20 protein-coding genes, 1 tRNA gene and 4 pseudogenes are annotated in these 22,839 nt (G+C 62.1%); 19 read left to right on the forward strand and 6 right to left on the reverse strand.

What is annotated here, in order from left to right; genetic code table 11:
* Nucleotides 1-16: 16 nt before the first annotated feature.
* On the reverse strand, nt 17-907 hold the full coding sequence (locus DRB87_RS00245) for an NAD(P)-dependent oxidoreductase (protein WP_206100050.1): 891 nt from the start codon (nt 905-907) through the stop codon (nt 17-19).
* Between the two features lie 229 nt (nt 908-1,136).
* On the opposite strand from DRB87_RS00245, the gene DRB87_RS00250 reads away from it, so the two are divergent.
* The 7 genes from DRB87_RS00250 (at nt 1,137) to DRB87_RS00275 (ending at nt 5,592) form a co-directional block, all read left to right on the forward strand.
* A complete protein-coding gene (locus DRB87_RS00250; RefSeq protein ID WP_165385212.1) occupies nt 1,137-1,424 on the forward strand; it encodes a LysR family transcriptional regulator in 288 nt (95 codons plus the stop codon).
* Nucleotides 1,415-2,041, forward strand: a complete 627-nt coding sequence (locus DRB87_RS00255) for a LysR substrate-binding domain-containing protein (RefSeq protein ID WP_165385213.1) — start codon at nt 1,415-1,417, stop codon at nt 2,039-2,041. The genes DRB87_RS00250 and DRB87_RS00255 overlap by 10 nt, the downstream gene beginning before the upstream one ends.
* A 392-nt stretch (nt 2,042-2,433) precedes the next feature.
* Complete coding sequence (locus tag DRB87_RS00260; protein WP_240756122.1) at nt 2,434-3,306, forward strand: amino acid ABC transporter substrate-binding protein; 873 nt, start codon at nt 2,434-2,436, stop codon at nt 3,304-3,306.
* Between the two features lie 51 nt (nt 3,307-3,357).
* Complete coding sequence (locus tag DRB87_RS23170; protein WP_206100051.1) at nt 3,358-3,681, forward strand: ABC transporter permease subunit; 324 nt, start codon at nt 3,358-3,360, stop codon at nt 3,679-3,681.
* Nucleotides 3,654-4,094: an amino acid ABC transporter permease gene (locus DRB87_RS23175; RefSeq protein WP_206100052.1), complete on the forward strand. Its 441-nt coding sequence runs from the start codon at nt 3,654-3,656 to the stop codon at nt 4,092-4,094. Before DRB87_RS23170 ends, DRB87_RS23175 begins: the two co-directional genes overlap by 28 nt.
* Entirely contained in the window at nt 4,091-4,816 is a 726-nt protein-coding gene (locus tag DRB87_RS00270) for an amino acid ABC transporter permease (protein ID WP_130024422.1), read from the forward strand. The genes DRB87_RS23175 and DRB87_RS00270 overlap by 4 nt, the downstream gene beginning before the upstream one ends.
* A 2-nt stretch (nt 4,817-4,818) precedes the next feature.
* Nucleotides 4,819-5,592, forward strand: coding sequence for an amino acid ABC transporter ATP-binding protein (locus DRB87_RS00275; protein ID WP_240756123.1), 774 nt, complete (start codon nt 4,819-4,821; stop codon nt 5,590-5,592).
* A 121-nt stretch (nt 5,593-5,713) separates the two neighbouring features.
* Here DRB87_RS00275 and DRB87_RS00280 read toward each other — a convergent pair whose 3' ends face one another.
* The 3 genes from DRB87_RS00280 to DRB87_RS00290 all read right to left on the reverse strand — a co-directional run bounded on the left by DRB87_RS00280 (nt 5,714) and on the right by DRB87_RS00290 (nt 7,981).
* Nucleotides 5,714-6,253: a Crp/Fnr family transcriptional regulator gene (locus DRB87_RS00280; protein ID WP_240756124.1), complete on the reverse strand. Its 540-nt coding sequence runs from the start codon at nt 6,251-6,253 to the stop codon at nt 5,714-5,716.
* Nucleotides 6,254-6,389: 136 nt separating this feature from the next.
* Nucleotides 6,390-6,938, reverse strand: coding sequence for an aspartate carbamoyltransferase (locus DRB87_RS00285; RefSeq protein ID WP_130024424.1), 549 nt, complete (start codon nt 6,936-6,938; stop codon nt 6,390-6,392).
* Between the two features lie 134 nt (nt 6,939-7,072).
* Entirely contained in the window at nt 7,073-7,981 is a 909-nt protein-coding gene (locus DRB87_RS00290) for a LysR family transcriptional regulator (RefSeq protein ID WP_130024425.1), read from the reverse strand.
* Between the two features lie 144 nt (nt 7,982-8,125).
* On the opposite strand from DRB87_RS00290, the gene DRB87_RS00295 reads away from it, so the two are divergent.
* The 12 genes and pseudogenes from DRB87_RS00295 to DRB87_RS00350 all read left to right on the forward strand — a co-directional run bounded on the left by DRB87_RS00295 (nt 8,126) and on the right by DRB87_RS00350 (nt 20,706).
* Nucleotides 8,126-9,076, forward strand: coding sequence for a hydroxymethylglutaryl-CoA lyase (locus DRB87_RS00295; protein WP_130024426.1), 951 nt, complete (start codon nt 8,126-8,128; stop codon nt 9,074-9,076).
* 11 nt (nt 9,077-9,087) lie between these two features.
* A complete protein-coding gene (locus tag DRB87_RS00300; RefSeq protein ID WP_130024427.1) occupies nt 9,088-10,239 on the forward strand; it encodes a CaiB/BaiF CoA-transferase family protein in 1,152 nt (383 codons plus the stop codon).
* 115 nt (nt 10,240-10,354) lie between these two features.
* Nucleotides 10,355-11,794 (forward strand): MFS transporter, encoded by a 1,440-nt coding sequence (locus DRB87_RS00305; RefSeq protein ID WP_130024428.1) that lies wholly within the window; start codon nt 10,355-10,357, stop codon nt 11,792-11,794.
* A 144-nt stretch (nt 11,795-11,938) separates the two neighbouring features.
* Nucleotides 11,939-14,308 (forward strand): annotated as a pseudogene (locus tag DRB87_RS00310) (plasma-membrane proton-efflux P-type ATPase).
* 177 nt (nt 14,309-14,485) lie between these two features.
* A complete protein-coding gene (locus tag DRB87_RS00315; RefSeq protein ID WP_130024429.1) occupies nt 14,486-14,896 on the forward strand; it encodes a DUF4148 domain-containing protein in 411 nt (136 codons plus the stop codon).
* 165 nt (nt 14,897-15,061) lie between these two features.
* Nucleotides 15,062-15,622, forward strand: a complete 561-nt coding sequence (locus DRB87_RS00320) for a cytochrome b (RefSeq protein WP_130024430.1) — start codon at nt 15,062-15,064, stop codon at nt 15,620-15,622.
* Nucleotides 15,623-15,889: 267 nt separating this feature from the next.
* Complete coding sequence (locus DRB87_RS00325) at nt 15,890-16,486, forward strand: phosphatase PAP2 family protein (RefSeq protein WP_130024431.1); 597 nt, start codon at nt 15,890-15,892, stop codon at nt 16,484-16,486.
* Nucleotides 16,487-16,570: 84 nt separating this feature from the next.
* Nucleotides 16,571-17,346: pseudogene (locus DRB87_RS00330) on the forward strand (hypothetical protein).
* Between the two features lie 23 nt (nt 17,347-17,369).
* Nucleotides 17,370-18,127: pseudogene (locus tag DRB87_RS00335) on the forward strand (hypothetical protein).
* 23 nt (nt 18,128-18,150) lie between these two features.
* Nucleotides 18,151-18,816, forward strand: a complete 666-nt coding sequence (locus DRB87_RS00340) for a response regulator transcription factor (RefSeq protein WP_130024432.1) — start codon at nt 18,151-18,153, stop codon at nt 18,814-18,816.
* Nucleotides 18,792-20,150: pseudogene (locus DRB87_RS00345) on the forward strand (ATP-binding protein); the annotation flags it as partial. The gene DRB87_RS00340 and the pseudogene DRB87_RS00345, both read left to right, overlap by 25 nt.
* Before the next feature lie 19 nt (nt 20,151-20,169).
* Nucleotides 20,170-20,706: a DUF2127 domain-containing protein gene (locus DRB87_RS00350; RefSeq protein WP_130027635.1), complete on the forward strand. Its 537-nt coding sequence runs from the start codon at nt 20,170-20,172 to the stop codon at nt 20,704-20,706.
* A gap of 78 nt (nt 20,707-20,784) precedes the next feature.
* On the opposite strand, the gene DRB87_RS00355 is transcribed toward DRB87_RS00350, so the two are convergent.
* Nucleotides 20,785-20,869: transfer RNA gene (locus tag DRB87_RS00355), tRNA-Leu, on the reverse strand.
* A gap of 56 nt (nt 20,870-20,925) precedes the next feature.
* Nucleotides 20,926-22,794: a methyl-accepting chemotaxis protein gene (locus tag DRB87_RS00360; protein ID WP_130024433.1), complete on the reverse strand. Its 1,869-nt coding sequence runs from the start codon at nt 22,792-22,794 to the stop codon at nt 20,926-20,928.
* Nucleotides 22,795-22,839 lie beyond the last annotated feature (45 nt).

The following is a 22,839-nucleotide window of genomic DNA, read 5'->3' on the forward strand; positions in this document are numbered from 1 at the left end:
TGTCGAGTACGGGGGCTTATTTCGCTGTCGGCAGGCTCAGACGCACACCCATCAACGCTTCGTAGATTTCATTGACGCTGGTGGAGTCCTTGCCGCCCAACCCCTTCGCTCGGGCTGCGTTGTAGGTCTGGAGCACCAACTGACCAAGCGGCATCGGGAGATTCGAGAACTCGTCGAGGCACAGCTTGATGTCCTTGTGCATGAGGTCGATGGCGAAGTTCGCGGGGCGCTCCGCCGTGAACAAGGTCTTCGGCAGGTAATCGAGCATCTTGCTGCCGGCCAGACCTGCCGACAGGACTTCGCACAGCACTTCCAGGTTCGCGCCTGCCTTGACGCTTGCGGTGAGTACTTCTCCCAGCGCCACGGTATTGATGGCGGTGAGCAGGTTGTGGCTCAGCTTGGTCAGTTGCCCCGCGCCTGTCGGTCCGCAATGCACCACGCGCCCGGCGAGAACGTCGAACACCGGTTGCAGCTTTTGCAGCAGCTCGGCCGTCGCTCCAACCATGAGGACCAACTTGCCGCTCTCCGCGCCCAGCACGCCACCGCTGACCGGTGCGTCGACGAAGTACACGCCTTGCTTGGCAGCAACTTCCGCGATCTCCTTGGTGGTGGCAGGATCGACAGTGCTGAAGTCGACGATGATGGCGCCATCGACTGCGCTTTTGAGTACGCCTGTCTCGCCCATCACGGCATCGCGCAGGGTTTTGGGGCTCGGCAAGCTCAGGAGAATTCGCTCGGCGCCGCGCGCGGCATCGGCCGGACTTTTTGCGCCGGATGCACCCTGGGCAACCAGCGAGTCAACGGCAGCCTGACTCGGGTCATACACACGAACCTCATGGCCGGCTGCGAGTAGGCGGGCGGCCATGCGTCCCCCCATGCGTCCAACACCAATGAATGCAATCTTCATTTCCACTTTCTCCATCTAAGACCGGGTTGTAAGGGCCGATGCGGTGCGTTGGGCACCGCTCGCAAGCTCACGCCATTCAGGGGGGGCCCCGTCCATCGTCGCGAGCGGAATCTCGGTGAAGTGAAATATAGGTAGACAAATTAAGAAAAAAAAGACGACACTTTTTGACGGTATGCGTAAATATTGCTTACCATTAGGTGCCGTACCTTCTTGGCAGGGAGACAGAACGATGCTTCACTTGGGACGTTTGCGATTGCTTCACGAGTTGTCCGTGTTGGGCACGATTTCCGCCGTCGCCGAAGCGGTTCACCTGACCAGGCCGGCGGTATCGCAGCAACTGGCGCAACTTGAAGACGACCTGGAAACCGTGCTGATCGAGCGCTCTGGACGCGGGGTTCAACTCACACCCGCAGGCCGCCGTCTGGTGGCTCGATCGACCGACCTGTTTGCGATGGTCGAGGAGATCGAGGCGGAAGTCGCTGCCGCGAATATCGAGGTATCGGCGAGGTGCGGCTGACGGCGTTTGGCTCGCTAGCGAGTACCGTGGTGCCACGTGCAATCCATCAACTGGTGGAGCAACACCCGAAGCTCAACGTCATCTTTACGGAACTGGAACCGTCGGAGGGGCTGCGCGCCGCTGCGGCAAAGCAAACCGATATCGCGATCGTCGATGACTTGGTCAACGCCGAATCGCTGGCAGATGCGCTCGAATTCATTGCGCTATGCGTGGATCATTTCGACGCGGTCGTTTCGGCGTCGCACAAGCTGGCTTCGAGAAAGTCCATCCAGTTGGCGGACTTGGCTCACGAGAGATGGGCGCTGAACCAATCCGCATCCACGTACCACACGTTCATCCTGAACGCCTGCTATGCGGCCGGGTTCACGCCCAGGGTCACGGCCAGCAGTCGCAATACAGCAGTGACGTTGGAACTTGTGAGAACAGGTTGCGTGGTCGCCGTGCTCCCGCGCTTGGCGCTCAAACATGCGGAACTCGATGCCGATCTGTCTATCATCCCGCTTGCGCCTGTGTTGAATCGCCGGGTATTCGTTGCCTCGCCCAGAGGTGTCGCGAAGCGTCCGGCGGTGGCCGCCGTGCTGGACGCGCTGCAAAATGCAGCGACGCAGTTCGTCTGATCGCGAACATCCTGCCGAACGAGGTCCCGCGCGGTGGCGCGGAGTGGGTCTATGGCGTCGGTACATTCCCGGACATGGCGTCTGTCTGAGCGCCGCGACGACGCTTGATAAGCGCGTATCCATCGACCGAATTCAAACGCACGCAGCTATCCTGCGGGCCACGGCTGGTGCGCCTTTCTACCCATTTCCCCGCAGTTCTTTTCGCCCCGAATCCTCCGCCGATCGACTTGAAAGGGAAGATTTTCTTTCTTATTCGGAAAGAAATGACCGCCTTTTTTTCTATTTTTTGACTGCCTAGAGTGCATTTACGCCCTATCCGGCGTTTATCACTTAACGGGTCGATGAGGCCTCAGTCAAAAGGAGTTCGGGGTATGTTGCAACGAGTTAGTCAGGTGATTCTTGTCGCGGCGAGCGCATTCGTCCTGGTCAGCAACGTGCAGGCGGCTGACACGCTGGCGAAGATCAAGGGCACCGGTGAAATCCGTCTCGGCGTACGGGATGCGTCCGTACCGTTTTCATTCCTCGACCAAAAGGAGAACTACGTTGGCTTTTCCATTGATCTGTGCCACAAGATTGCGGATAGAGTGAAGCAAACGCTCGGTATGTCCTCGTTGAAAATCACGAACGTACCTGTCACGTCGGCCAATCGAATCGCGCTGGTGAACAACGGGAACGTCGATATCGAATGCGCCAGCACGGCCAATAGCCTGGACCGACAAAAGCAGGTGGGCTTTTCCGTCGCGACGTTTGTGAGCCACACACGCTGGCTCGTGAAGGCAAATTCCGGCATCAAGACGGCTGCCGACCTGAAGGGCAAGACCGTCGTCTACACGCAAGGCTCCAACGCCTTGGAGTTTGCGAAGGAAATCAGCCAGAAGAACCACCTGAACCTGAAATACATTCCGGCGCATGACCACGGAGAGTCGATGCTCGTGCTGGAGAATGGTCGCGCAGCAGCGTTCATCGAGGACGACATCCTCCTGGCCGCGAAGAAGGCTGACGCCAAGGATCCGAGTGCTTACACCTTCATGCCGGAATCGTACAACTCGCTTTATTACGGTCTGATGATCGCGAAAGATGACCCTGCGTTCAAGAAGGTCGTGGATGACACGCTGAAATCGCTTATGGCTTCCGGAGAATTCGACCGCATCTACAAGCAATGGTTTGAAGACGCGATTCCCCCGCGTGGCATCAAACTTAACTTTCCGATGAGTCAGGACCTGAAGGCTCGGGTCACATCCCCGAGCGATAAGGTTCCCTCCTGACAGACATTGCCAACGGGCAGCGAGCGCTGCCCCCATTTTGCTACGTCATCCATGGAATTGCTTTTTGAAACCACCATCGACGGAGGCCGGTATATCGACTGGCTCCTGTCCGGACTCGAATGGACCGTGCTTCTTTGGCTAGGCGGCGCTGTCATTGCTACGGTCCTCGGCATCGTCGTAGGGAGCGGCAGGACCGCACGCAGTCTTGGGTTCCGTGTCATCGCGCGCGCCTACGTTCAGGTATTTCGCAATGTACCGCTCCTGATGCAAGCGTTTCTCTGGTATTTCGTGCTTCCCGAGTTGCTGCCCGTCAGCCTGGGTTCGGCACTCAAGCAGATGCCTCCGCCTTGGGGAGTTTCGTACCTGCGCTGGTAGCCGTCGGCACCTATACAGGCGCTCGCGTCGCCGAACAGATTCGCTCCGGCATTCAGTCGTTGCCCAAAGGTCAGCGAGAGGCCGCGTTTGCGTTGGGCTTGTCGAGCTTCACAACGTACGCGTTGATTCTGATTCCACAAGCGCTGAGGACGATGGCCCCTTCGTTGACGAGCGAGGCGCTTGCACTGCTCAAGAACACGTCGGTGGCGATGACCATCGGGCTGTTGGAACTGACGGCACAAGCGCAACAAATGAACGAATTCACATTTAGAACGTTTGAGTCGTTTAGCGTCGTCACCGTAACGTACCTCGTCCTTTCGCTGCTTATCTACGGTGTCGCCGAATTGGTCATCCGCAGATTCTCGTCGACGAAAAAGTCGGCGTTGGCACCCGTAACGGAGTCATTGTCATGACGTTTGACTACGAAGCCATTGTCGCTGCGCTCCCCTATCTCGGCCAAGGCATGGTTTTCACGCTGCAGCTGACGCTCGTCGCCTTTGCCGGGGGACTGGTCATCGGTACCGCCATGGCGGTCGTTCGCCATATTGAGGTGCCCGTGCTGAGTAAAATCATCTGGGCCTACGTCACGGTGATGCGCTCCATTCCCCTCATCATGGTGTTGTTCTGGTTCTTCTTTCTTGTGCCGGTGGCGCTTCGTACCCTCTCACCGAACGGGATGTCCGTTTCGGTCAGTCCGCAGTTGACCGCTTTCGTCACATACACGCTTTTCGAAGCGGCGTATTTCTGCGAAATCATTCGGTCCGGCCTGTTGGCCGTTCCGCGTGGGCAGTTTGAGGGGGCGAAGGCGCTCGGGCTCAGCACTTGGCAAACCTTCTCACTGATCATCGTTCCGCAGGCAGTCAAGGCCGTGGTGCCGATCATGGTGACGCAAGCCGTCATCCTGTTCCAAGATACGTCGCTCGTGTACGTCCTGTCGCTGACGGATTTCGTTGGCGCCGCGTCGAAGATTGCCCAGCGCGACGGCAAGCTCGTTGAGTTCTATACATTCGCCGCCGTTGTCTACTTTGTTGTCTGCTCGATGGTTGCCGAACTTTCCGATTACTTGCGGCACAGGCGCCAGACGACGAGCGCCATGCGAGTCCCCTCCGGCGAAGCCGTAAAGGCGACGGCCTGACCATGTCCCCCAAGGAATATGCAATGAACGCAACGCATCACCCGGTCGTTGAGCTGAGCAACGTTACCAAGAAGTTCGGCGAGCACACCGTCCTGCAGAATATCAACCTGAAAATCTACGCGGGGCAGAAGGTTGTCATCTGCGGTCCTTCCGGCTCAGGGAAGTCGACCTTGATTCGATGTATTAACGGGCTGGAGGATATCGATGGCGGAACCATCGTCGTTCGCGACCCCGCGACGGGGGCGCGATACGAGAAGCCGCTCGATGTCCGTCGGCACGTCGGCATGGTATTCCAGAGCTTCAATCTGTTTCCGCATTTCAGCGTGCTCAAGAACTGCATGCTCGCGCCAATGAAGGTGAGGGGACTGGATGCCGCCAAGGCCAGGCAGGTCGCGATGGCGCTGCTCAATAAGGTTCGAGTGGGAAGTCAAGCGGGCAAGTATCCGCCGCAACTCTCCGGCGGTCAGCAACAGCGGGTGGCCATTGCGCGTGCGCTATGCCTGAATCCTGCAGTGATGCTTTTTGACGAACCTACGTCGGCGCTTGACCCGGAGATGGTGAAGGAAGTCCTCGACACGATGGTCACTCTGGCGGCGGAAGGAATGACGATGCTGTGTGTCACTCACGAGATGTCGTTTGCCCGAAAGGTGGCTGACCGTGTCATCTTTATTGACGGTGGGCGCATTCTGGTTGATGCGGCACCTCAAGAGTTCTTCGCCGAATCTTGTCACCCGCGCGTTGGTGAGTTTCTCGGGCAGGTACTCGCCAGTCTCTGAACATCCGGAAATCGAGCCCACTGCAGACTCCAGGACTTCGGTGCCGCAGGCCAGTGCCTCATCGGACCGGCCTGCGGCGAGACGCCGACGCAGCTCAAACCGCACGGCTAGCCGCGACCTCTCATTTCGTCGGGACCTCACTCCGACGCGAGGCCTCCCGAATCTCGACTCCGTCGCGCACAATCGTCCCATCATGTTCCAGTTGCGCCAGCGTGCGATAGAGGGTTTCATGGGCGACGCCGAGGGTGGCGGCCCATTGCATGAGCGTTCCGGGTGGTTTGAACCGTCCTTGATCGTCGCACTCCAGCCGCAGGCAATGCAGCACGCGCTCGCGCGGAGAACGTAGCGTCAGGCGTTCCGCGCGGGCGCGGCTGCGTACAAGTTGCCGCGACAGCAGCCGGATCCAATCGATGGCAAACCCGGCATCGCGCTGCAGACACGCCAGCAGGGCCTTCGCTGGAAACGCCAGCAATTCGCTCGCACCGCCGCTAAACGCGTCACAGTGATAGTGCGAGCTGAAGAGGCTCGCCTCGGCCAGGAAATCGCCAGGCCCTCCGGTTTGCAACGTGATGGATTCGCCGTGCGCTTCGTCACGTCGCAACAGCACCTGCCCCGTTTGAATCAGATACACCGACTCGACCCGCTGTCCGCGCTTGAACACGTAAGTGTTAGCCTCGTACCGGCGCAACCGGGCGGATTCGCGCAGTGCGTCCGGCCACGTTGGCGGACACGACACCGATCCGGGGGCGAGGGCATCGGAGAGATCGGCCATGCGTGTCCCGGTGGGTATGCGCGACTTACTTCGCCGTCGAAGCGTTCATCGGATGGTGGTGCATCATGCCGGGATCGTGTCCCGCCATGGCGTCATGACCATGATCGGACAACTGTGCGTCGAACCATGCATGCAGCGCGTCGACCACGCGCGGCTCGGTCGCGCGATAGACGATCTCACCGCCATTCGGCAAGTCGCGATAGCTGACCTTGAGTTCGCCCGGCGGGGCGTCCTGCAACACCTTTAGACCTGGCATGTCACTGCCGTGAATCGTTTCGGGCGCCCCGAAGTTGCCCGCCGCGAATTGGCGCGCGATGACGGTCATATGCTCGCGGATCAGCGCGACCTGCTTCGGGTCGCGATGCTTTGTGACAACCTGCTGCACGCCGCCCGTGGTCGTTTTCGTAAAGACATGGGTAGTCGCGCCCAACGAGAACGGCATCACCTCCGCCCCGTGCTGCGCCACCGTCGCCTGGCGCGCGGCGAGGTCGGCGAAGGCGACCGATGAGAAAGCGGCGCCACCGAACAGGGCGGCGGTCGCGGCCCCAACCAACAACAGTGAAGGGCGTTTCATGGATAACTCCAATCGAAAGTGCATTCGAAGTCTACCGGCGGCACGCCACGCTGACTATGACTGAAATCATACGCCGCGCCATGCCGCTCGACCCGGCCAATACTGTGCGACGCCCCGGAAATACCGTCGCATAGTCACGATTGGGCGCGAGCGCGCTCCACCAGATGTTCGACCATTCGCTGCGCGGCGGGCGGTAACGTGTCGAAGTCGCGATAGCAGATGATGAAGCGTCGGCGAGCCCAACTGTCGGTCAGCGGGATCGTCTTGATCTTCATGCTGGATTGGTAGATCTCGCCAACTTCGGCGGGAATCACGCTGATGCCCAGGTTCGCGGCAACCACGCGCAACGCCGCATCGAAGCTCGATACCACCGCGCGATAAGTCACGGTCCGCCCGACATTCGCGGCTGCTCGCTGCAGCAACGTATGCACCGCCGTCGCCGGGGGCATGCCCACATGGTCGTAGTCCAGCGATTGGTGAAACGACAGCGAGCGGCGCCCGGCCAACGGGTGCGCCGGATGCACCGCCAAGGCCAGCGAATCTTCGCGGTACGGCACCGCCTGCAAGCCGTCCAGCGCAACGTTGTCCCAACAGACACCGACGGATGCGGCGCCCTCGCGAATGCGGCGCACCAGATCGACCGACAGCCGCTCCTCGACATCCACCCGAATGTCGGCATGGGCCGGGATCGACATGAAGTCGGAGATATCGTCCAACAGCGATTCCGCAATGGCCGACGCGGACGCACACAGGCTCACCCGCCCCTTCAATCCGCCCCCGAACGACGCCGCGTCGGACGCGATTCGCTCCATCGTGAACAACACGCTGCGCGCATTCTCCAGCACGGCCAAGCCGGCGGCTGTGGGTTGTACCCCGCGCCGCGTGCGGGTCAACAGCGTCACGCCAAGGTCCGACTCCATCTGCGCAATTCGCTTGCTGATCGCCGACGGTTCGATATGCGCCTCGCTCGCCGCGCGACCGATGTTGTTGTGGTCGCACACGGCCACGAACAAGCGCAGGGTCTTCAAATCAATGTCGCGCACAGCGCCTCCTCGGTCGGCTCCATTCTGACATTCCGGAATGGAACGCCTAGGCTGCCTTTTCTTCTCTTTATTTCCATTCGGGAATGACTAAAGTTAGCACAAAAGCCGGGTGATCTGACCGGCACCGATAACTTTGGAGATGCCATGTCCCTGTATCCGTCGCGAGTCGTCTTGCGCGAGGTCGGCATGCGCGACGGGCTGCAAAGCCTGTCCAGCGTGCTGCCCACCGAACGCAAGATCGAGTGGATCGACGCGGCCTACGCCGCCGGTCTGCGCGAAATCGAGGTCGGCTCGTTCGTGCCCCCTGAGCGGCTGCCCCAACTCGCCGACACGCCCGCACTCGTGGCCCACGCGCGCACCCTGCCCGGCTTGTCCGTGAGCGCACTGGTGCCGAACCTGAAAGGCGCCGAGCGCGCATTGGCCTGCGGTGTCGACCGCTTGCTCGTTCCCCTCTCGGCGAGCCATGCGCACAGCCTGGCCAACCTGCGCAAAACGCCCGATGACGTTATCGCGGAGGTCGGGCGCATGCGTGCCGCACGCGACGCCGCCGGCGTCAAAACAAAGATCGAGGGCGGCGTGGGCACAGCCTTCGGCTGCACGCTGCAAGGGGTCGTGCCGGAAGCCGACGTGATGCGCTGTCTCGCTGCGTTGCTCGACGTCGGCGCCGACGACGTCAGCCTGGCGGATACGGTGGGTTACGCCGGCCCCGGCGCGGTGAGCCGGCTGTTTACGCAAGCGCGCAAGCTGGCCGGCGAGCGCCTGTGGTGCGGTCACTTCCATGACACGCGCGGATTGGCGTTGGCCAACGTGATCGCGGCACTCGGCACGGGTGTCGATCGCTTCGATACGTCCCTTGGCGGCATTGGCGGGTGTCCGCACGCGCCAGGCGCAAGCGGCAACGCCGCCACCGAAGATCTGGCCTTCATGCTGGATGACATGCACATTGCGACGGGGCTCGATATCGATGCGCTCCTTGCTCTTCGCGCCCGCCTGAGCACGTGGTTGCCGGGTGAAACATTCCACGGTGCGCTCGCGCGCGCCGGACGGCCCCCATTGACGGACGCGTCGCACGAGACGCTACCGACCGCTGCCTGAGGATTGCCACGATGTCCCAAGAAAATCGTTTGCCGCTCGACGGCGTGCGAGTCGTTGAGTTCACCCACATGGTGATGGGCCCGACCTGCGGGATGATTCTCGCGGACCTGGGCGCCGAGGTCATCAAGGTCGAGCCACCCGGCGGCGACAAGACACGCAAGTTGCCGGGGTTGGGCATCGGATTCTTCCGCGCCTTCAATCGCAACAAGAAAAGCGTCGTCATCGACATCAATACCGACGATGGCCGAGCAACGGCGGCCGAACTCATTGGCGAGTGCGACATCGTGATCGAGAACTTCCGCCCCGGGTTGATGGCGTCGTGTGGCCTCGATTACACGACACTGTCCCGTGAACACCCGCGCCTCATTTACGTATCGCACAAGGGCTTCTTGCCCGGGCCGTACGAGAAGCGTCTGGCGCTGGATGAAGTGGTGCAGATGATGGGCGGGCTCTCGTACATGACGGGCCCTGTGGGCCGCCCGCTTCGCGCAGGCACATCGGTCAACGACATCATGGGCGGCATGTTCGGCGCGATCGGCGTGCTGGCCGCCCTGCGCGAGCGCGATGCGACAGGCCGGGGCCAGGAGGTGCAGAGCGCGTTGTTCGAGAACTGCGTTTTCCTCAGCTCGCAGCACATGCAGCAGTACTCGATGACGGGCGAAGCGCCTCCGCCGATGCCCGCCCGCGTGTCGGCCTGGAGCGTCTACGACGTGTTCACGCTCGCCCACGACGAGCCGCTCTTCATCGGCGCGGTCAGCGACAAGCAGTTCCTCAAGCTCTGCGATGTACTCGGCTGCCCCGAGTTCGCCGCCGAACCGCAATTCGCCACGAACGCCGACCGCGTCGCCGTGCGACCGCACCTGCTGGAGCGACTCGGCGCCGTGCTTCGTCACCACGACATGCAAGCGCTGATGCCTCGACTCGAAGCGGCGGGCATTCCGTTCGCGCCGATCGTGCGTCCCGAACAGTTGCTCGACGACCCCCATCTTCGCGCCAGCGGCGGCATCGCGCCGATGGAGACCGACGACGGCACCGTCACCGATGTCGTGCTACTGCCGATCACGTTGGGCGGGCGCCGTCCCGGCGTCAGGCAGGCGCTCGCAAAAGTCGGTGAACACACGCAGCAAATCCTCGGGCGTCTGACGCGCAGGGTCGCCGCCTAACGAAACCGCAACCGCGCATTCGCACGTCTGGCGAAGCACGCGAGTGATATGCGCTTAAACGATGTCGCGGCGCCATAACAAAACCCATGCCGCGATGGACACTCTGGAGACAAGCATGACAACAGGTCTGACCGCGGGCGCACCGCCCTCTGAAGCAAATCACGTTTCCGCCGACATTCACCCCGCCGCGGAAGTCGCGGCCCGAATGGATCGGCTGCCGGTTACCGGCTATCTCTGGAAGCTCGTCTTGCTGATTTCGCTGGGCGGCTTCTTCGAAATCTACGACCTGATTTTCACCGGGTACATTGCGCCCGGCATGGCGAAGAGCGGTCTTCTGAGCGCCACCACCCATTCGCTGTTCGGATTTCACGGGATTGCCGGCTTCATTGCCGCGACGTTCGCCGGCTTGTTTGTCGGCACGTTCTGTTTCGGCGGGTTGCCGGATCGCTTCGGCCGCCGCGTCGTGTTCACGTATTCACTGCTGTGGTACTCGGTTTGCTCGGCCATCATGGCGCTGTCGAACTCACCGGAGTCGCTGATCATCTGGCGCTTCATCGCCGGGATCGGCGTCGGTGTGGAAATCGTCACGATCGACAGTTACGTGACCGAACTGATGCCACAACACATGCGCGGACGTGCGATGGCGTTTAACCAGATGGTCATGTTCGCGGCTGCGCCCGTCGCGGCACTGTTGTCTTACTGGTTGGTGCCGACCACCCTGTTCGGACTCGACGGATGGCGTTGGGTGGTGCTCGCGGGTTCGGTGGGCGCGGTGCTGGTCTGGTTTGTGCGACGCGCCGTGCCGGAAAGCCCGCGTTGGCTCGCCATGAATGGTCGCGCCGACCAAGCCGACGCGATCGTCTCGCACATGGAGCGAGCCGTGATGAAGGAAACCGGATCGCCGTTGCCGGCGCCGGCTGACGTCGTCCAACTGCCGCCGCAGCGCCGGGCGACGTTCACCGAGCTGCTTCAGCCGCCGTACCGCTCGCGTTTGTTGATGCTGATCGCGTTCAACTTCTGTCAGGCCATCGGGTACTACGGATTCGCCAACTGGGTGCCGACCCTGTTGATCGGTCAGGGCATTACGGTAACGAAGAGCCTGCTGTATTCCTTCATCATCGCGTTTGCGCTACCGCTCGGACCGGCGCTGACTCTCTTCTTCGCCGACAGAATCGAGCGCAAGTGGCTCATCGTCGGCTCCGCTGCGGCCGTCGTGATCTTCGGTCTCACGTTCGCCCGGTTGACCAGCGTGCCGGGGCTGATCGTGTGCGGTATCGTGATCAGCCTGTTCGGCCAGATCATCTCCGTTTGCTACCACGCCTATCAGGCCGAGCTTTTCCCGACGGCGATCCGATGCCGCGCCAACGGGATCGTGTATTCGGCCAGTCGAGCGGGCGCCATGCTTTCCGGCTTTCTCATCGCGGCATTGCTGCGCGACTTCGGCGTGCCCGGCGTCTTTACCGGCATTACGGTCTGCATGGTGATCGTCATGATTTCCATCGGGGCATTCGGACCGAAGACGAATGGCGTACGTCTGGAAGTGCTGTCGCACTGACGTCGATGTTCTCCCGCTGATAACCCGGGAATAAGGCGTAGGATTCCTATTAGGTCCCCGCTGCACGACGGGGACTGGGTAGGCCCGTCGCGCACGCGATGGGCCACCAACGGGACAACGACCATGCGTACGCCGCCCAAGGTTATGTCATCTGCCATGCATCCCGAAGCGGAAGACCCGCTGCCACCCACCGACCCTGCGAAAGGGCTGACGACCCCCGAGGCGCAGGATCGACTGCAACAGTTCGGCGCCAATGTCATCGAGGATGTGCGGCTCCCCGCGTGGCGCCAGCTCGCTGGAAAATTCTGGGGCCGGTGCCGTGGATGCTGGAAGCGGTCGTTGTGCTTCAAGTGGCGCTGGGCAGACCTCAGGAGGCCCTCGTCATCCTGTTCCTGTTGGCCTTCAATGCGGCCGTCGCGTTTGTCCAGGAACGTCGCGCCAAGGACGCGCTGGCGCTGCTGCGTCGCCAGTTGCGAGTCAGTGCGCGCGTGATGCGCGATGCGCAATGGATGCGGCTATCGGCCACCCAACTCGTGCCGGGAGATGTCGTTCACGTGCGCGCCGGCGACATCGTGCCCGCCGACCTCATGTTGTTCGACGGCGCCGTGTCGCTCGATCAATCGGCGCTCACGGGCGAGTCGCTGGCCGTCGGCGCCGGTCCGGGGCAGCCGGCCTACAGGGTCGATCGTGCGTCAGGGGGAAGGCAGTGGCGAGGTCACGGCCACCGGGGCACGCACCTACTTCGGCCGGACCGCTGAACTGGTGCGCACCTCAAATGCGCCGAGTCACATGCAGCGCACCATTTTCGCGATCGTCAAACGTCTCGTCGCGTTCGACGCCGTGCTGGTGGTCCTGGTGATTCTCTACGCTGTGACGCACGGACTTCCCATGACGGAGACGGCGATCTTCGCGTTGCTGCTGCTCGTGGCGTCCGTGCCGGTCGCGCTCCCGGCGACCTACACGCTGGCCACCGCGATGTCGAGTGCCGCGTTGGCCAGGCAAGGCGTGCTGGTCACGAGACTGCCGGCAGTTGAAGAGGCCGCGGCGATGGACACGTTGCTCTCCGATAAGACCGGCACGTTGACGAAGAACGAGTTGTCGGTAGCAAAAGTGACGGGCTTCGACGGTTTCGATGACATCGCTGTGCTGCGCGCCGCCTCGCTGGCGAGCGACGATGCTTCGCAAGATCCCCTGGACCTCGCTATTCTCGCGGCCCATCGCGGCCAACCCGATGCGCAAGCGCTCCCTGTGCGCAAAGCCTTTCGCCCTTTCGATCCCGCGACGCGCTTCAGCGAGGGTGTCTATCTCGTCGATGGCACCGAATGGTATGCGCTGAAGGGGGCGGTCCGTGCCGTGCTTGCGCAGTGCGCCGCGCCGCCCACGCAACCGGACGCCATTGCCGATGCCGCGCAGTTGCTCGAGGGCGCGGGCGCGCGCGTGCTGGCTGTTGCGCAAGGCGGCGCTGGCGCGGTCCGTCTGGTGGGCCTCGTGGCGCTGTCCGACCCACCCAGAGACGATGCCCGGGATCTCATCGTCGAGCTGGGCAACCTGGGGGTGCGGGTGTGCATGGCCACGGGCGACGCGCTGGAAACGGCGAAGTCCATCGGACTACGGCTGGGCCTTGGCGCGCGTGTATGTACCGCGCACGCCGACGATCTGCGTCACCCTGAGCAATGCGATATCTTTGCGCGCGTCTTGCCTGAAGAGAAGCACGCCATCGTTGCCGCACTGCAAGCGGCAGGGCACGTGACCGGCATGACAGGCGATGGCGTGAACGATGCCCCCGCGTTGCGTCAGGCGGAACTCGGCATCGCCGTGGCCAGCGCGACCGATGTGGCCAAGGCGGCGGCAGGCGTCGTGCTGACCGATCCAGGTCTGGAGGGCGTATTGTCGGTGGTCGCGGCGGGACGGGAGGTGCATCGCCGCATGCTGACGTACATCCTCAATAAAGTCGTCAAGACGCTGGAAATCGTCGTGTTCCTGACGTTCGGTCTGTGGTTCACGCACGGCTTCGTGATCTCGTCGCCGTTGATCGTGCTGCTGCTGTTTGCGAATGACTTTGTCACGATGAGTATTGCCGCCGACAGGACGCTGCCAGCAAGCCGACCGCAGCGCTGGCAAGTAGGACAACTCATCGGTGCGGCAGCCGTTCTGGCGGCGGTGTCGCTGGTGTTCTCGCTGTCGCTCTACGCGACGATGCGCAGCCGGCTCGGCTTGGATCCTGCGCAGATGCAGACGCTGGTATTTCTCTTGTTGGTCTTTACGACGCAGGCCAACGTCTATGTGCTGCGCACCGACGGGCGGATAGGGTCGCTGGCGCCCAGCCGGGTCCTCGTGGTGGCGAGCGTGAGCGCCGTGGTCATCGTCAGTGGCATGGCCGCGAGCGGAACGTTGATGGCGGCTGTCCCAATAACGCTCATCGGCATGCTCCTGGTCGCCGTGACCGTGTTCGCATTCGTTCTGGATGAGATCAAAGGCGTTGTGTTCAGGCACAGCCGTCTCGTCGAGCGGTAGCGAAATCGTCGTTTCGTGCGCTGAACTGCACTCACGCGCGTGTGACGAATGACCGAGGGGCAACGCGCGATCGCGCTAAGGGTTCGCTAAGGCAGCGCGCCTACGATCAATGTGAAGGTTGCGCGATGGCTGAGTCATCGCCCCTTCACACCCATCGTCACCCTTAGGAGTTCGATCATGAAGACCTCATATGTTGCTGCGCTCGTCGCCGTGGCGGGATTGCTTGGTGCACTACAGATCAACGCTCAAGCGGCGCAAAGCCAATCCGTGATGGCCAGCGGTGCTCAGTCCTCTTCGCCCACACGTGCGCAGGTGTACGCGCAACTCGTGAACGCGGAAAGGCATGGGCTGTTGCAGCAAGGCGACACGGTCTATCCCGAGACCGCGATGAACCCACGTTCGCAGATGCACGTCACGCGGCTTGCCGTCGAGCAAAGCCTGAGCCGCGCCGAGCAGCACGGCTTGCTCACGCAGTCCCGTAACGCCTATCCCGTGGTTCACCTGACGGCCCGCACGCAAGCGGCATGGGCTCCGACGATGCAGGTCGCGAGTGAGTCGTCGATCGAGCGGCAGTATGCGCATCCGTAATCGTCACGCGGCGTCTGGCCGATCGATATTGACGATTCGGTCACGAAATGCGCACTTGCTAAGTCTTCGCTAAGTGTCGCGCCCCAGAATTCTGATCCATGGGGCACGGCGCTTGGCGACCGTGTCAGCCGGATTACGTTTTCAATCAGTGGCGAAGAGGCTTCGATGAAACAAACCATTACCCGTTACGATGCGGCATCCCGCTATCTGCACTGGCTTACTGCAGCCCTGTTGGCTGCGCAATTCGTTGTCGCCTTGGCGATGCCCGATATCACGCGGAACACCCCCGCCATCGGACTTGTCGCATGGCATCTCTCACTGGGCGTCACGATTCTGGGACTCACTGCCATTCGACTGGTGTGGGCGCGTTGTCGCAGCACCCCGGTCAATGGCGTGAAGTCGATCTTGCACACGTTCGCCTCCCTTGCGCACAAGGGCTTATACGCACTGTTGGTGGTGGTACCCGTTTTGGGTTGGATCAACGCCTCGGCACGGGGCTATGGGCTGAAGTTGCTCGGTGCGGTGCCGTTGCCTGCCTTGTCGGCACAGGGCTCGTCGTTCGGACACTCGATGGGCGACGTGCACTCGTTCCTCGCGTATGTATTGCTTGGCGCGATCGGGCTGCATATCTGTGCGGCGCTCTACCATCACTGGGTACTGCGTGACGGCACCTTGCACAAGATGCTGCCCGTGCAGAACCAGCCGGCGCCCAGCACGACCCGTTGATAGGCTGTCTCTCGCGCGACGCTGCCTGATCGCCGTCGCGCCGCACGAATTCACCCGTCGAATCCATTCGCCCGCCCACCGTTCCCGGTGGCCGCGGGCGAATGCGTTTTCGGCGGGTCCTGGCCGTCATGCGCCGCGACCATCACTGCGCCGAAGTCGCTCAGTTTGCCCCGGATTCTAATGCGTGGCTAAGTGAGAAGGCTTAGGCTTCGTTTTGCGGGAATTCCCGCGTCACTTTAAGCCATCTCATTTCAAGGAAGACGCCGCATGGAGCGCCTGAACGACACGTTGTTTCTCATGCTCAATGCGTCGACATTACCCACGCCCGCGGTATTCGGCACGGCGGTTTTCTTTGCGCAGTATTTGATTCTGACGGTGCCCGTGGCAATGGGACTGTTGTGGCTGCGCGCCGACGAGGCGCAGCGCCGGTCGCTGATTGCCGCCGCCATCGCCGGCGCCATCGGCCTCGCAGTCAATCAGGCGATTGGCTGGGTGTGGCAACATCCGCGACCGTTTGTCGTTGGCATCGGACACACCTATCTGGCGCACGCGGCAGACAGTTCATTTCCGAGCGATCACCTCACGCTGATCTGGTCCGTCGCCTGCGCGCTCCTGTTGGACAACCGAACCCGAGCCGTGGGCATTGCGGTCGCACTGCTCGGCCTCCCCGTGGCGTGGGCACGCATTTTCCTCGGCGTGCATTACCCGATGGATATGGCGGGATCGGCGGTTGTTGCGGGCATTTCCGCTTCGCTTGCCACGCGGCAGATGCGCTGGCTTCGAACAGCAGCCTACCGTCTGGCCATGGCGATTCACCAGAAGCTTTTCGCGCGTTTGATCGAACGTGGATGGGTTCGGGCATGAGCAACATGCCGTGCGGCGGACTAAGGGTGAGCTAAGCGTTTTACTGGACACTTCACATGTTATCTAATGAACCCGGAGGCAAGCATGAATCGCATCAATGCATCTAGCCCGGTATGGTTAAACAAAGTGCCTGACGTGACCCTGACGTTCTGGCTCATCAAAATGATGTCGACGACGGTCGGAGAGACGGCGGCCGACTTCTTGAACGTCAATCTTGGGTTCGGATTGACCGGTACGTCTGCCGTGATGGGTTTGCTGCTGGCGGTCTTTCTGGGACTGCAAATCAATGCGCGCCGATACATTCCATGGCGCTATTGGAGCACCGTCGTATTTGTCAGTGTTTTCGGAACGCTCGTTACTGACAACTTGAGCGACAACCTTGGCGTACCGCTTGCGGTGTCGACGCTTGCGTTTTCGGCCGCGTTGCTCACGACGTTCGGAATCTGGTACGCGAAGGAGCGTACTTTGTCGATTCATTCCATCGACAACATAAAGCGGGAGCTATTCTATTGGACGGCGATTCTGCTCACCTTCGCATTGGGAACGGCGGCGGGCGACTGGGTAGCCGAGGGGCTCAATCTTGGATACGCGAATTCCGCTTTGTTGTTCGGTGCGCTGATCGGCGTCGCGGCGACGGCGAGATTTGTGTTTCATCGAAATGCTGTCACAACTTTCTGGGTCGCCTATATTCTGACTCGCCCGTTCGGGCATCGTGTGGTGATCTTCTCTCACAACCTTTATCCAATGGCGGTCTGGGCCTGGGTGTTGTCGGCACCAGCGCCGTATTCGTTTCCGCAATCTTCGCGCTGGTCTTGTATCTCTCCATCGCTGAGCGCGCCGCGGCGCGTCAGCGAGTCTGAATCTTTCCATGACACCCCAAAACATGAATGCAAACGTACAGAAAACGCTAAGCAAGGTTCCCGAGGTCACACTCCTCTTCTGGGTGATCAAGATCGCCGCCACGACCTTGGGCGAGACCGGGGGCGATGCCGTCTCCATGTCGATGAACCTCGGCTACCTTGTCGGCACCGCGATTTTTGCCGTGGTGTTCGCCATTGCCGTCTCGGCGCAGATTCGCGCCAAGGCATTTTCACCCGCGTTGTATTGGGTGACGATCATTGCCACGACGACGGTCGGGACCACGCTCGCTGACTTCGCCGATCGGTCGCTGGGCATCGGCTACGCCGGGGCTCGTCGATCCTGCTCGCCTTGTTGCTCGGCTCGCTCTGGCTCTGGTACCGCACGATGGGCTCCGTGTCCGTGCATTCGATCCACTCGCCCAAGGCCGAAGCGTTTTATTGGGTTACGATCATGTTTTCGCAGACGCTGGGCACCGCATTGGGTGACTGGACGGCGGACACGGCAGGGCTTGGCTATACAGGCGCGGCGGTGGTGTTCGGAGCGCTCCTGCTGGTGCTCGTCGGTGCGTATTTGTGGACAAGGACGTCGCGCACGTTCCTGTTCTGGGCAGCCTTCATCCTGACGCGTCCGTTGGGTGCCGTTGTCGGCGATTTCCTGGACAAGCCGGTCAGCGCGGGTGGGCTTGCCCTGAGCCGGTACTCGGCGTCGTTTGCCCTGCTTGCATTTATTCTGACGAGTCTGCTCTTGTTCCGGCAGCGCGCCGCGGCGAAAGCGCACTGATCCGTCGCTAGAAAGGAAATGGCATGCGCATCTTGCTCGTCGAAGACGATCCAATGATCGGCAGTGTCGTTCGCGATTCGCTCAAGGACGCGACATTCGCCGTGGATTGGGTCACCGACGGACCGGCGGCGCTGGCGGCAGCCGACTGCCAGCATTACGACCTGATACTGCTGGATCTGGGCCTGCCGGGCAAAGATGGTCATGCGGTGTTGCAAAGCCTGAGGTCGCGAGGCCATCAGGTTCCGATCATCATTGTCACGGCGCGCGATACGTTGCCGGAACGATTGAAGGGCCTCGACGCCGGCGCTGACGACTACGTGCCGAAGCCTTTCGAGATGGCGGAATTGCTCGCCCGAATCCGGGCGGTCATGCGGCGTCAGGCGGGACAGGCGCTGCCGGTCATGTCGAACGGCATCGTCACGCTCGATCCGGGTACCCGGAAAGCCCATACGTCGGACGTTGCGCCGGTGCAATTGTCGAATCGGGAGTTCGCTTTGCTGCAGGCGTTGCTGACGCGGCCCGGTGCCATCCTGTCCAGAAGCGATCTGGAAGACCGGATTTACGGGTGGGGAGACGAGGTCGAGAGCAACGCCATCGAATTTCTCATTCACTCGCTTCGCAAGAAGCTCGGTTCGAGCATCATAAAAAACGTGAGGGGAGCGGGATGGATGGTATTAAAGGGCGATTGAGCGATTCCATTCGCCTGCGCCTGAGCTTGTGGCTCTCGGTGGCGATCCTCGTGTTTGCCGTGATCGCCGGGGTCATTTCCTTCGCCGCGGCGTTCGACGAAGCCCATGAGCTGCAGGACGACGTGCTGCGTCAGGTCGCGGCCCTCGTCGATAACAACCATCTGCAGACCAGCGAATTTCGCAATCTTCAGGCGCCCCAGGCGCCGCAGGCGAGTGGGGAAGAGGCACGCGTGGTCGTTCAGCCGCTCGGGGTGGCAACGCGTCCGGGCGCGGGCGACGGCGACGACAAGCTGCCGCTGTCGCTGCCGGTAACGATGGCCGACGGCCTGTCGACCGTCACCGTGGGCAAAGAGCCGTATCGGGTGCTGGTCAAGACGCTGCAATCCGGCGCGCGCATCGCGGTGGCGCAAGAGACGGACGTGCGCGACCAGATCGCCCGGACCAGCGCGATCCGGACCATCATGCCGCTCGTGGCATTCGTTCCCGTGTTGCTGCTGGTGGTCGGTTGGCTGGTGCGCAGGATATTCCGGCCGGTGGCGAGCCTGTCGAGCGAGATCGACCGGCGTCAATACAGCGAGCTGCATCCGGTGTCGACCGAGCATCTGCCGAACGAAATTCGTCCGTTTCTGCGTGCCATCAACAACCTGTTGTCGCGCGTGTCGACGTCGGTCGATGCGCAGCACCGCTTCGTGGCCGACGCCGCGCATGAATTGCGCACGCCATTGACGGCGCTTTCGCTTCAGGCAGAGCGACTTGCCGAGGCGGATATGTCCGCGACGGCCAGGGAGCGCCTGGTGGAATTGCGCCAGGGCATCGAGCGCGGTCGACACATGCTCGAGCACCTGCTGACGCTGTCCAGCGTGCAGGCAACACAGAGCGACGGGCATGCCACCACCGACTCCGTCCTGCGGGTGTTCCGCGAGACGCTGGAAACGCTGTACCCGCTGGCCGAAGCGAAGGGCATCGACCTCGGCATTGAAGCGACTGAGGACGCGTCGCTACCGATGAGCGAGGCGGACCTGAGCATGCTGATCAAGAATCTGGTCGACAACGCGATTCGCTATACGCCGGCCGGGGGGCGTGTGGACATGGTGCTCGCGTCGGGCAACGGGCAAACCGTTCTGCGCGTCAAGGACACCGGTCCAGGGATCGCGCCGAAGGAGCGCGATCGTGTTTTCGATGCTTTCTACCGAGGGCTGGGAACCAGCGAAGTAGGATCGGGCCTTGGGTTGTCGATCGTGAAGGCCATTGCAGAGAAGGCCGGCGCCGATGTTCGTCTCGCTTACGCGGACGAGCGCGCACGAACCGGTCTGAGTGTGACTATCGTCGTGCCGGGCGCATCGACCGATGCGCATGAGGGGGCGGGGCGTGACGGGCCTGTCCGACGTCTACGAGAAGCGGCTCCATTTCATCTTCGAGGCGAGCCTGTGGATAAAGGCGCTCTTCGCGTTAGCGGAGATCGTCGGCGGCATTGTTGCGTACTTTATCCCTCGACATTTTCTGCTGTCGATCGTGCTTTGGGTGACAGGGAACGAGATGGCGGAAGATCCGCACGATGTCGTCGCCGGCTTTTTGCTGCATGCGGTGCAGCATCTTTCCGTCAGCTCGCAGAAATTCGCGGCGGCTTACCTGCTCGCGCACGGTGTGATCAAGTTATGGCTGATCATCGGCTTGCTGCGCGACAAGCTCTGGTATTTCCCCGTTTCGATGGTCGCGTTCGCCCTGTTCGTTGTCTACCAGCTCTACCGATTCACGTTCACCCATTCGCCATGGCTGCTGGTCCTCTCGGCACTCGACATTGCCATCATTGCACTGACGTGGCACGAATATCGCCTCTCGAAGAAGACGCTCCATGCGCGTGGGAACGCCGGAACCGTCACGCGCAGCTAACGTCCTCCGGGCGTCGGTGAAGCAGGCTTGCAAAACAAAAAGGCAGACGAACTCGCGCTCATCTGCCTTTTGAATGCCTGGTGCCCAGGGCGGGACTCGAACCCGCACGCCTCTCGGCGCTACCCCCTCAAGATAGTGCGTCTACCAATTCCGCCACCTGGGCAGGGGAGCGAGATTGTAACGGGAAAATCGCGTTTTGTGAACGGCCGTTGCCGCGCCTCAAGCCGCCCGACGCTTCATCGACCCCACCACTGACAACGACGGCGCGTGCGGCGCCGCGTGCTGCCCGTCGCGCAGACGGAAGCGCGCCACCGTCTCCGCCAGCATACGCGCCTGCTCGCTCAGCATGGCCGACGCGGCCGCCGATTCTTCCACCAGCGCGGCGTTCTGCTGCGTGGCCTGATCCATCTCCGAGACCGTGCGGTCGATCTGGCTGATGCCCGTGCTCTGCTCGGTCATGGCGCCGTTGATCTCGCTCACCAGACGCTGCACGCGCGTAATGCCGTCGACGATTTCGTTCATCGTCGTGCCCGCCGCCTGCACCCGCTCCGTACCGCTCTTGACGTTCTGCACCGACGTCTCGATCAGCGTCTTGATTTCCTGTGCCGCCGCCGCACTGCGCTGGGCCAGCGTGCGAACCTCACCCGCCACCACGGCGAAGCCACGTCCCTGCTCGCCGGCACGTGCGGCCTCCACGGCTGCGTTGAGCGCCAGGATGTTGGTTTGGAACGCGATACCGTCGATCACGCTGATGATCTCCGTGATGCGCTCCGACGACTGCGTGATCGCCGCCATGGTGCCGACCGCATCGGTGACGACCTGACCACCACGCGCGGCGGCGGCGCTCGCTTCGTTGGCCAGGCGCGTGGCATGCTCGGCGGTCTCGGCCGTCTGCTTGACGCTGGACGTCATCTCCGTGAGCGCTGACGACGTCTCCTGCAACGACCCCGCCGAAGCTTCCGTGCGCTGCGACAAATCGCGGTTGCCCATCTCGATCTCGCTGGTGGCCGATGTCATCGACGACACGCCCGAGCGCACATCGAGCATCACCGAGCTGATCTTGTCGACGAATGCGTTGAACGACTTCGAGATTTGCGCCACCTCGTCCTGTCCGATGACATCGAGACGCTGCGTCAGGTCGCCGTCGCCCGAGCCGATGGTGTCCATGGCGTCGCGCACGATCGACAGACGCTTGAACGCGCGCGACGTAAAGATGGAGGCGATGACCAGTGCGATCAACGTCAGCACCACGAGCGTGATACCCGTCGCGCCCAGCACATGTGTCAGGCCCGCCGTGGCTTCCGTGCGGTCGAGCGCCACCACCAGATACCAGTCCGTGCCCGGAATGCGCTTGGCCTTGAGCAGCTTGGGTGCGCCGGAGAGGTCCATCGCGACCGGTGCGGCGCCGTCGGCAGCCATGCCCGGCAGCGAGTCGGCGGTGAGCGCGGGCGCCACGTCCGTTGACGGCTTGAGCGAGAACTTGTTATCCGGGTGAGCGATCACCTGGCCGTCGCTCGCCACCACCAGCGCGAGGCTCGACGGCGTGGGATGCACCGCCTTGATGATGTCCTGCACGCCGGTGAGCGCCACGGCGCCGCTGACCACGCCGGTGGTCTGGCCGTCACGCAGGATCGGTGCGGTGAAGGCGACATACGGAATGCCGGTCGACGAATCGCCATACGGCTTGGTGACGGTGAGCTTGCCCGCCGCCAGGGCGCTCTTGTACCACGGGCGCGCCGTCGGGTCGTAGTCCGGCGGCGTGGGCGCGGTGGAGAAGAATGTTTTGTCCGACCAGCCGATGCTCGTGATCGGGAAGTCATTGGTCTTGCCCATGAGCTTCACGAGCCCGGCCGGATCTCCTTTCTCGACGACTTGCGACGTCGCCACGACCGCCTGCGCCTTGTCGGCGGACCAGCGCTCGATGGTGCCGGCATTCCCATTGGCCACGGCCGACAGCGTGTCGGCGATGCTCGACATCATGCTGTCACGCACGATGACGTAAGTCGTGATGCCAGAGAGAATCAGCGCGCCCACCACCGTCAGGCAGGAAATGAGCAGAATCCGGGTTCGCAACGAAGTGACTTTCATGAGCTTTCATCGGTAGGCCCGCGCGCGGACCGTTGAATGGGGGGA

The sequence above is a fragment of the Pandoraea sp. XY-2 genome (assembly GCF_004193915.1).
Taxonomy (GTDB): Bacteria; Pseudomonadota; Gammaproteobacteria; order Burkholderiales; family Burkholderiaceae; genus Pandoraea; species Pandoraea cepalis.

What these genes read in the sequence shown, in the direction of transcription:
- DRB87_RS00315 (WP_130024429.1), top strand. Translation starts at nt 14,486, where the DNA reads ATGAAGACCTCATATGTTGCTGCGCTCGTCGCCGTGGCGGGATTGCTT.
- DRB87_RS23170 (WP_206100051.1), top strand. Translation starts at nt 3,358, where the DNA reads ATGGAATTGCTTTTTGAAACCACCATCGACGGAGGCCGGTATATCGAC.
- DRB87_RS00250 (WP_165385212.1), top strand. Translation starts at nt 1,137, where the DNA reads ATGCTTCACTTGGGACGTTTGCGATTGCTTCACGAGTTGTCCGTGTTG.
- DRB87_RS00320 (WP_130024430.1), top strand. Translation starts at nt 15,062, where the DNA reads ATGAAACAAACCATTACCCGTTACGATGCGGCATCCCGCTATCTGCAC.
- DRB87_RS00285 (WP_130024424.1), bottom strand. Translation starts at nt 6,938, where the DNA reads ATGAAACGCCCTTCACTGTTGTTGGTTGGGGCCGCGACCGCCGCCCTG.
- DRB87_RS00325 (WP_130024431.1), top strand. Translation starts at nt 15,890, where the DNA reads ATGGAGCGCCTGAACGACACGTTGTTTCTCATGCTCAATGCGTCGACA.
- DRB87_RS00360 (WP_130024433.1), bottom strand. Translation starts at nt 22,794, where the DNA reads ATGAAAGTCACTTCGTTGCGAACCCGGATTCTGCTCATTTCCTGCCTG.
- DRB87_RS00340 (WP_130024432.1), top strand. Translation starts at nt 18,151, where the DNA reads ATGCGCATCTTGCTCGTCGAAGACGATCCAATGATCGGCAGTGTCGTT.
- DRB87_RS00295 (WP_130024426.1), top strand. Translation starts at nt 8,126, where the DNA reads ATGTCCCTGTATCCGTCGCGAGTCGTCTTGCGCGAGGTCGGCATGCGC.
- DRB87_RS00305 (WP_130024428.1), top strand. Translation starts at nt 10,355, where the DNA reads ATGACAACAGGTCTGACCGCGGGCGCACCGCCCTCTGAAGCAAATCAC.
- DRB87_RS00350 (WP_130027635.1), top strand. Translation starts at nt 20,170, where the DNA reads ATGAGGGGGCGGGGCGTGACGGGCCTGTCCGACGTCTACGAGAAGCGG.
- DRB87_RS00270 (WP_130024422.1), top strand. Translation starts at nt 4,091, where the DNA reads ATGACGTTTGACTACGAAGCCATTGTCGCTGCGCTCCCCTATCTCGGC.
- DRB87_RS00300 (WP_130024427.1), top strand. Translation starts at nt 9,088, where the DNA reads ATGTCCCAAGAAAATCGTTTGCCGCTCGACGGCGTGCGAGTCGTTGAG.
- DRB87_RS00275 (WP_240756123.1), top strand. Translation starts at nt 4,819, where the DNA reads ATGTCCCCCAAGGAATATGCAATGAACGCAACGCATCACCCGGTCGTT.
- DRB87_RS00245 (WP_206100050.1), bottom strand. Translation starts at nt 907, where the DNA reads ATGAAGATTGCATTCATTGGTGTTGGACGCATGGGGGGACGCATGGCC.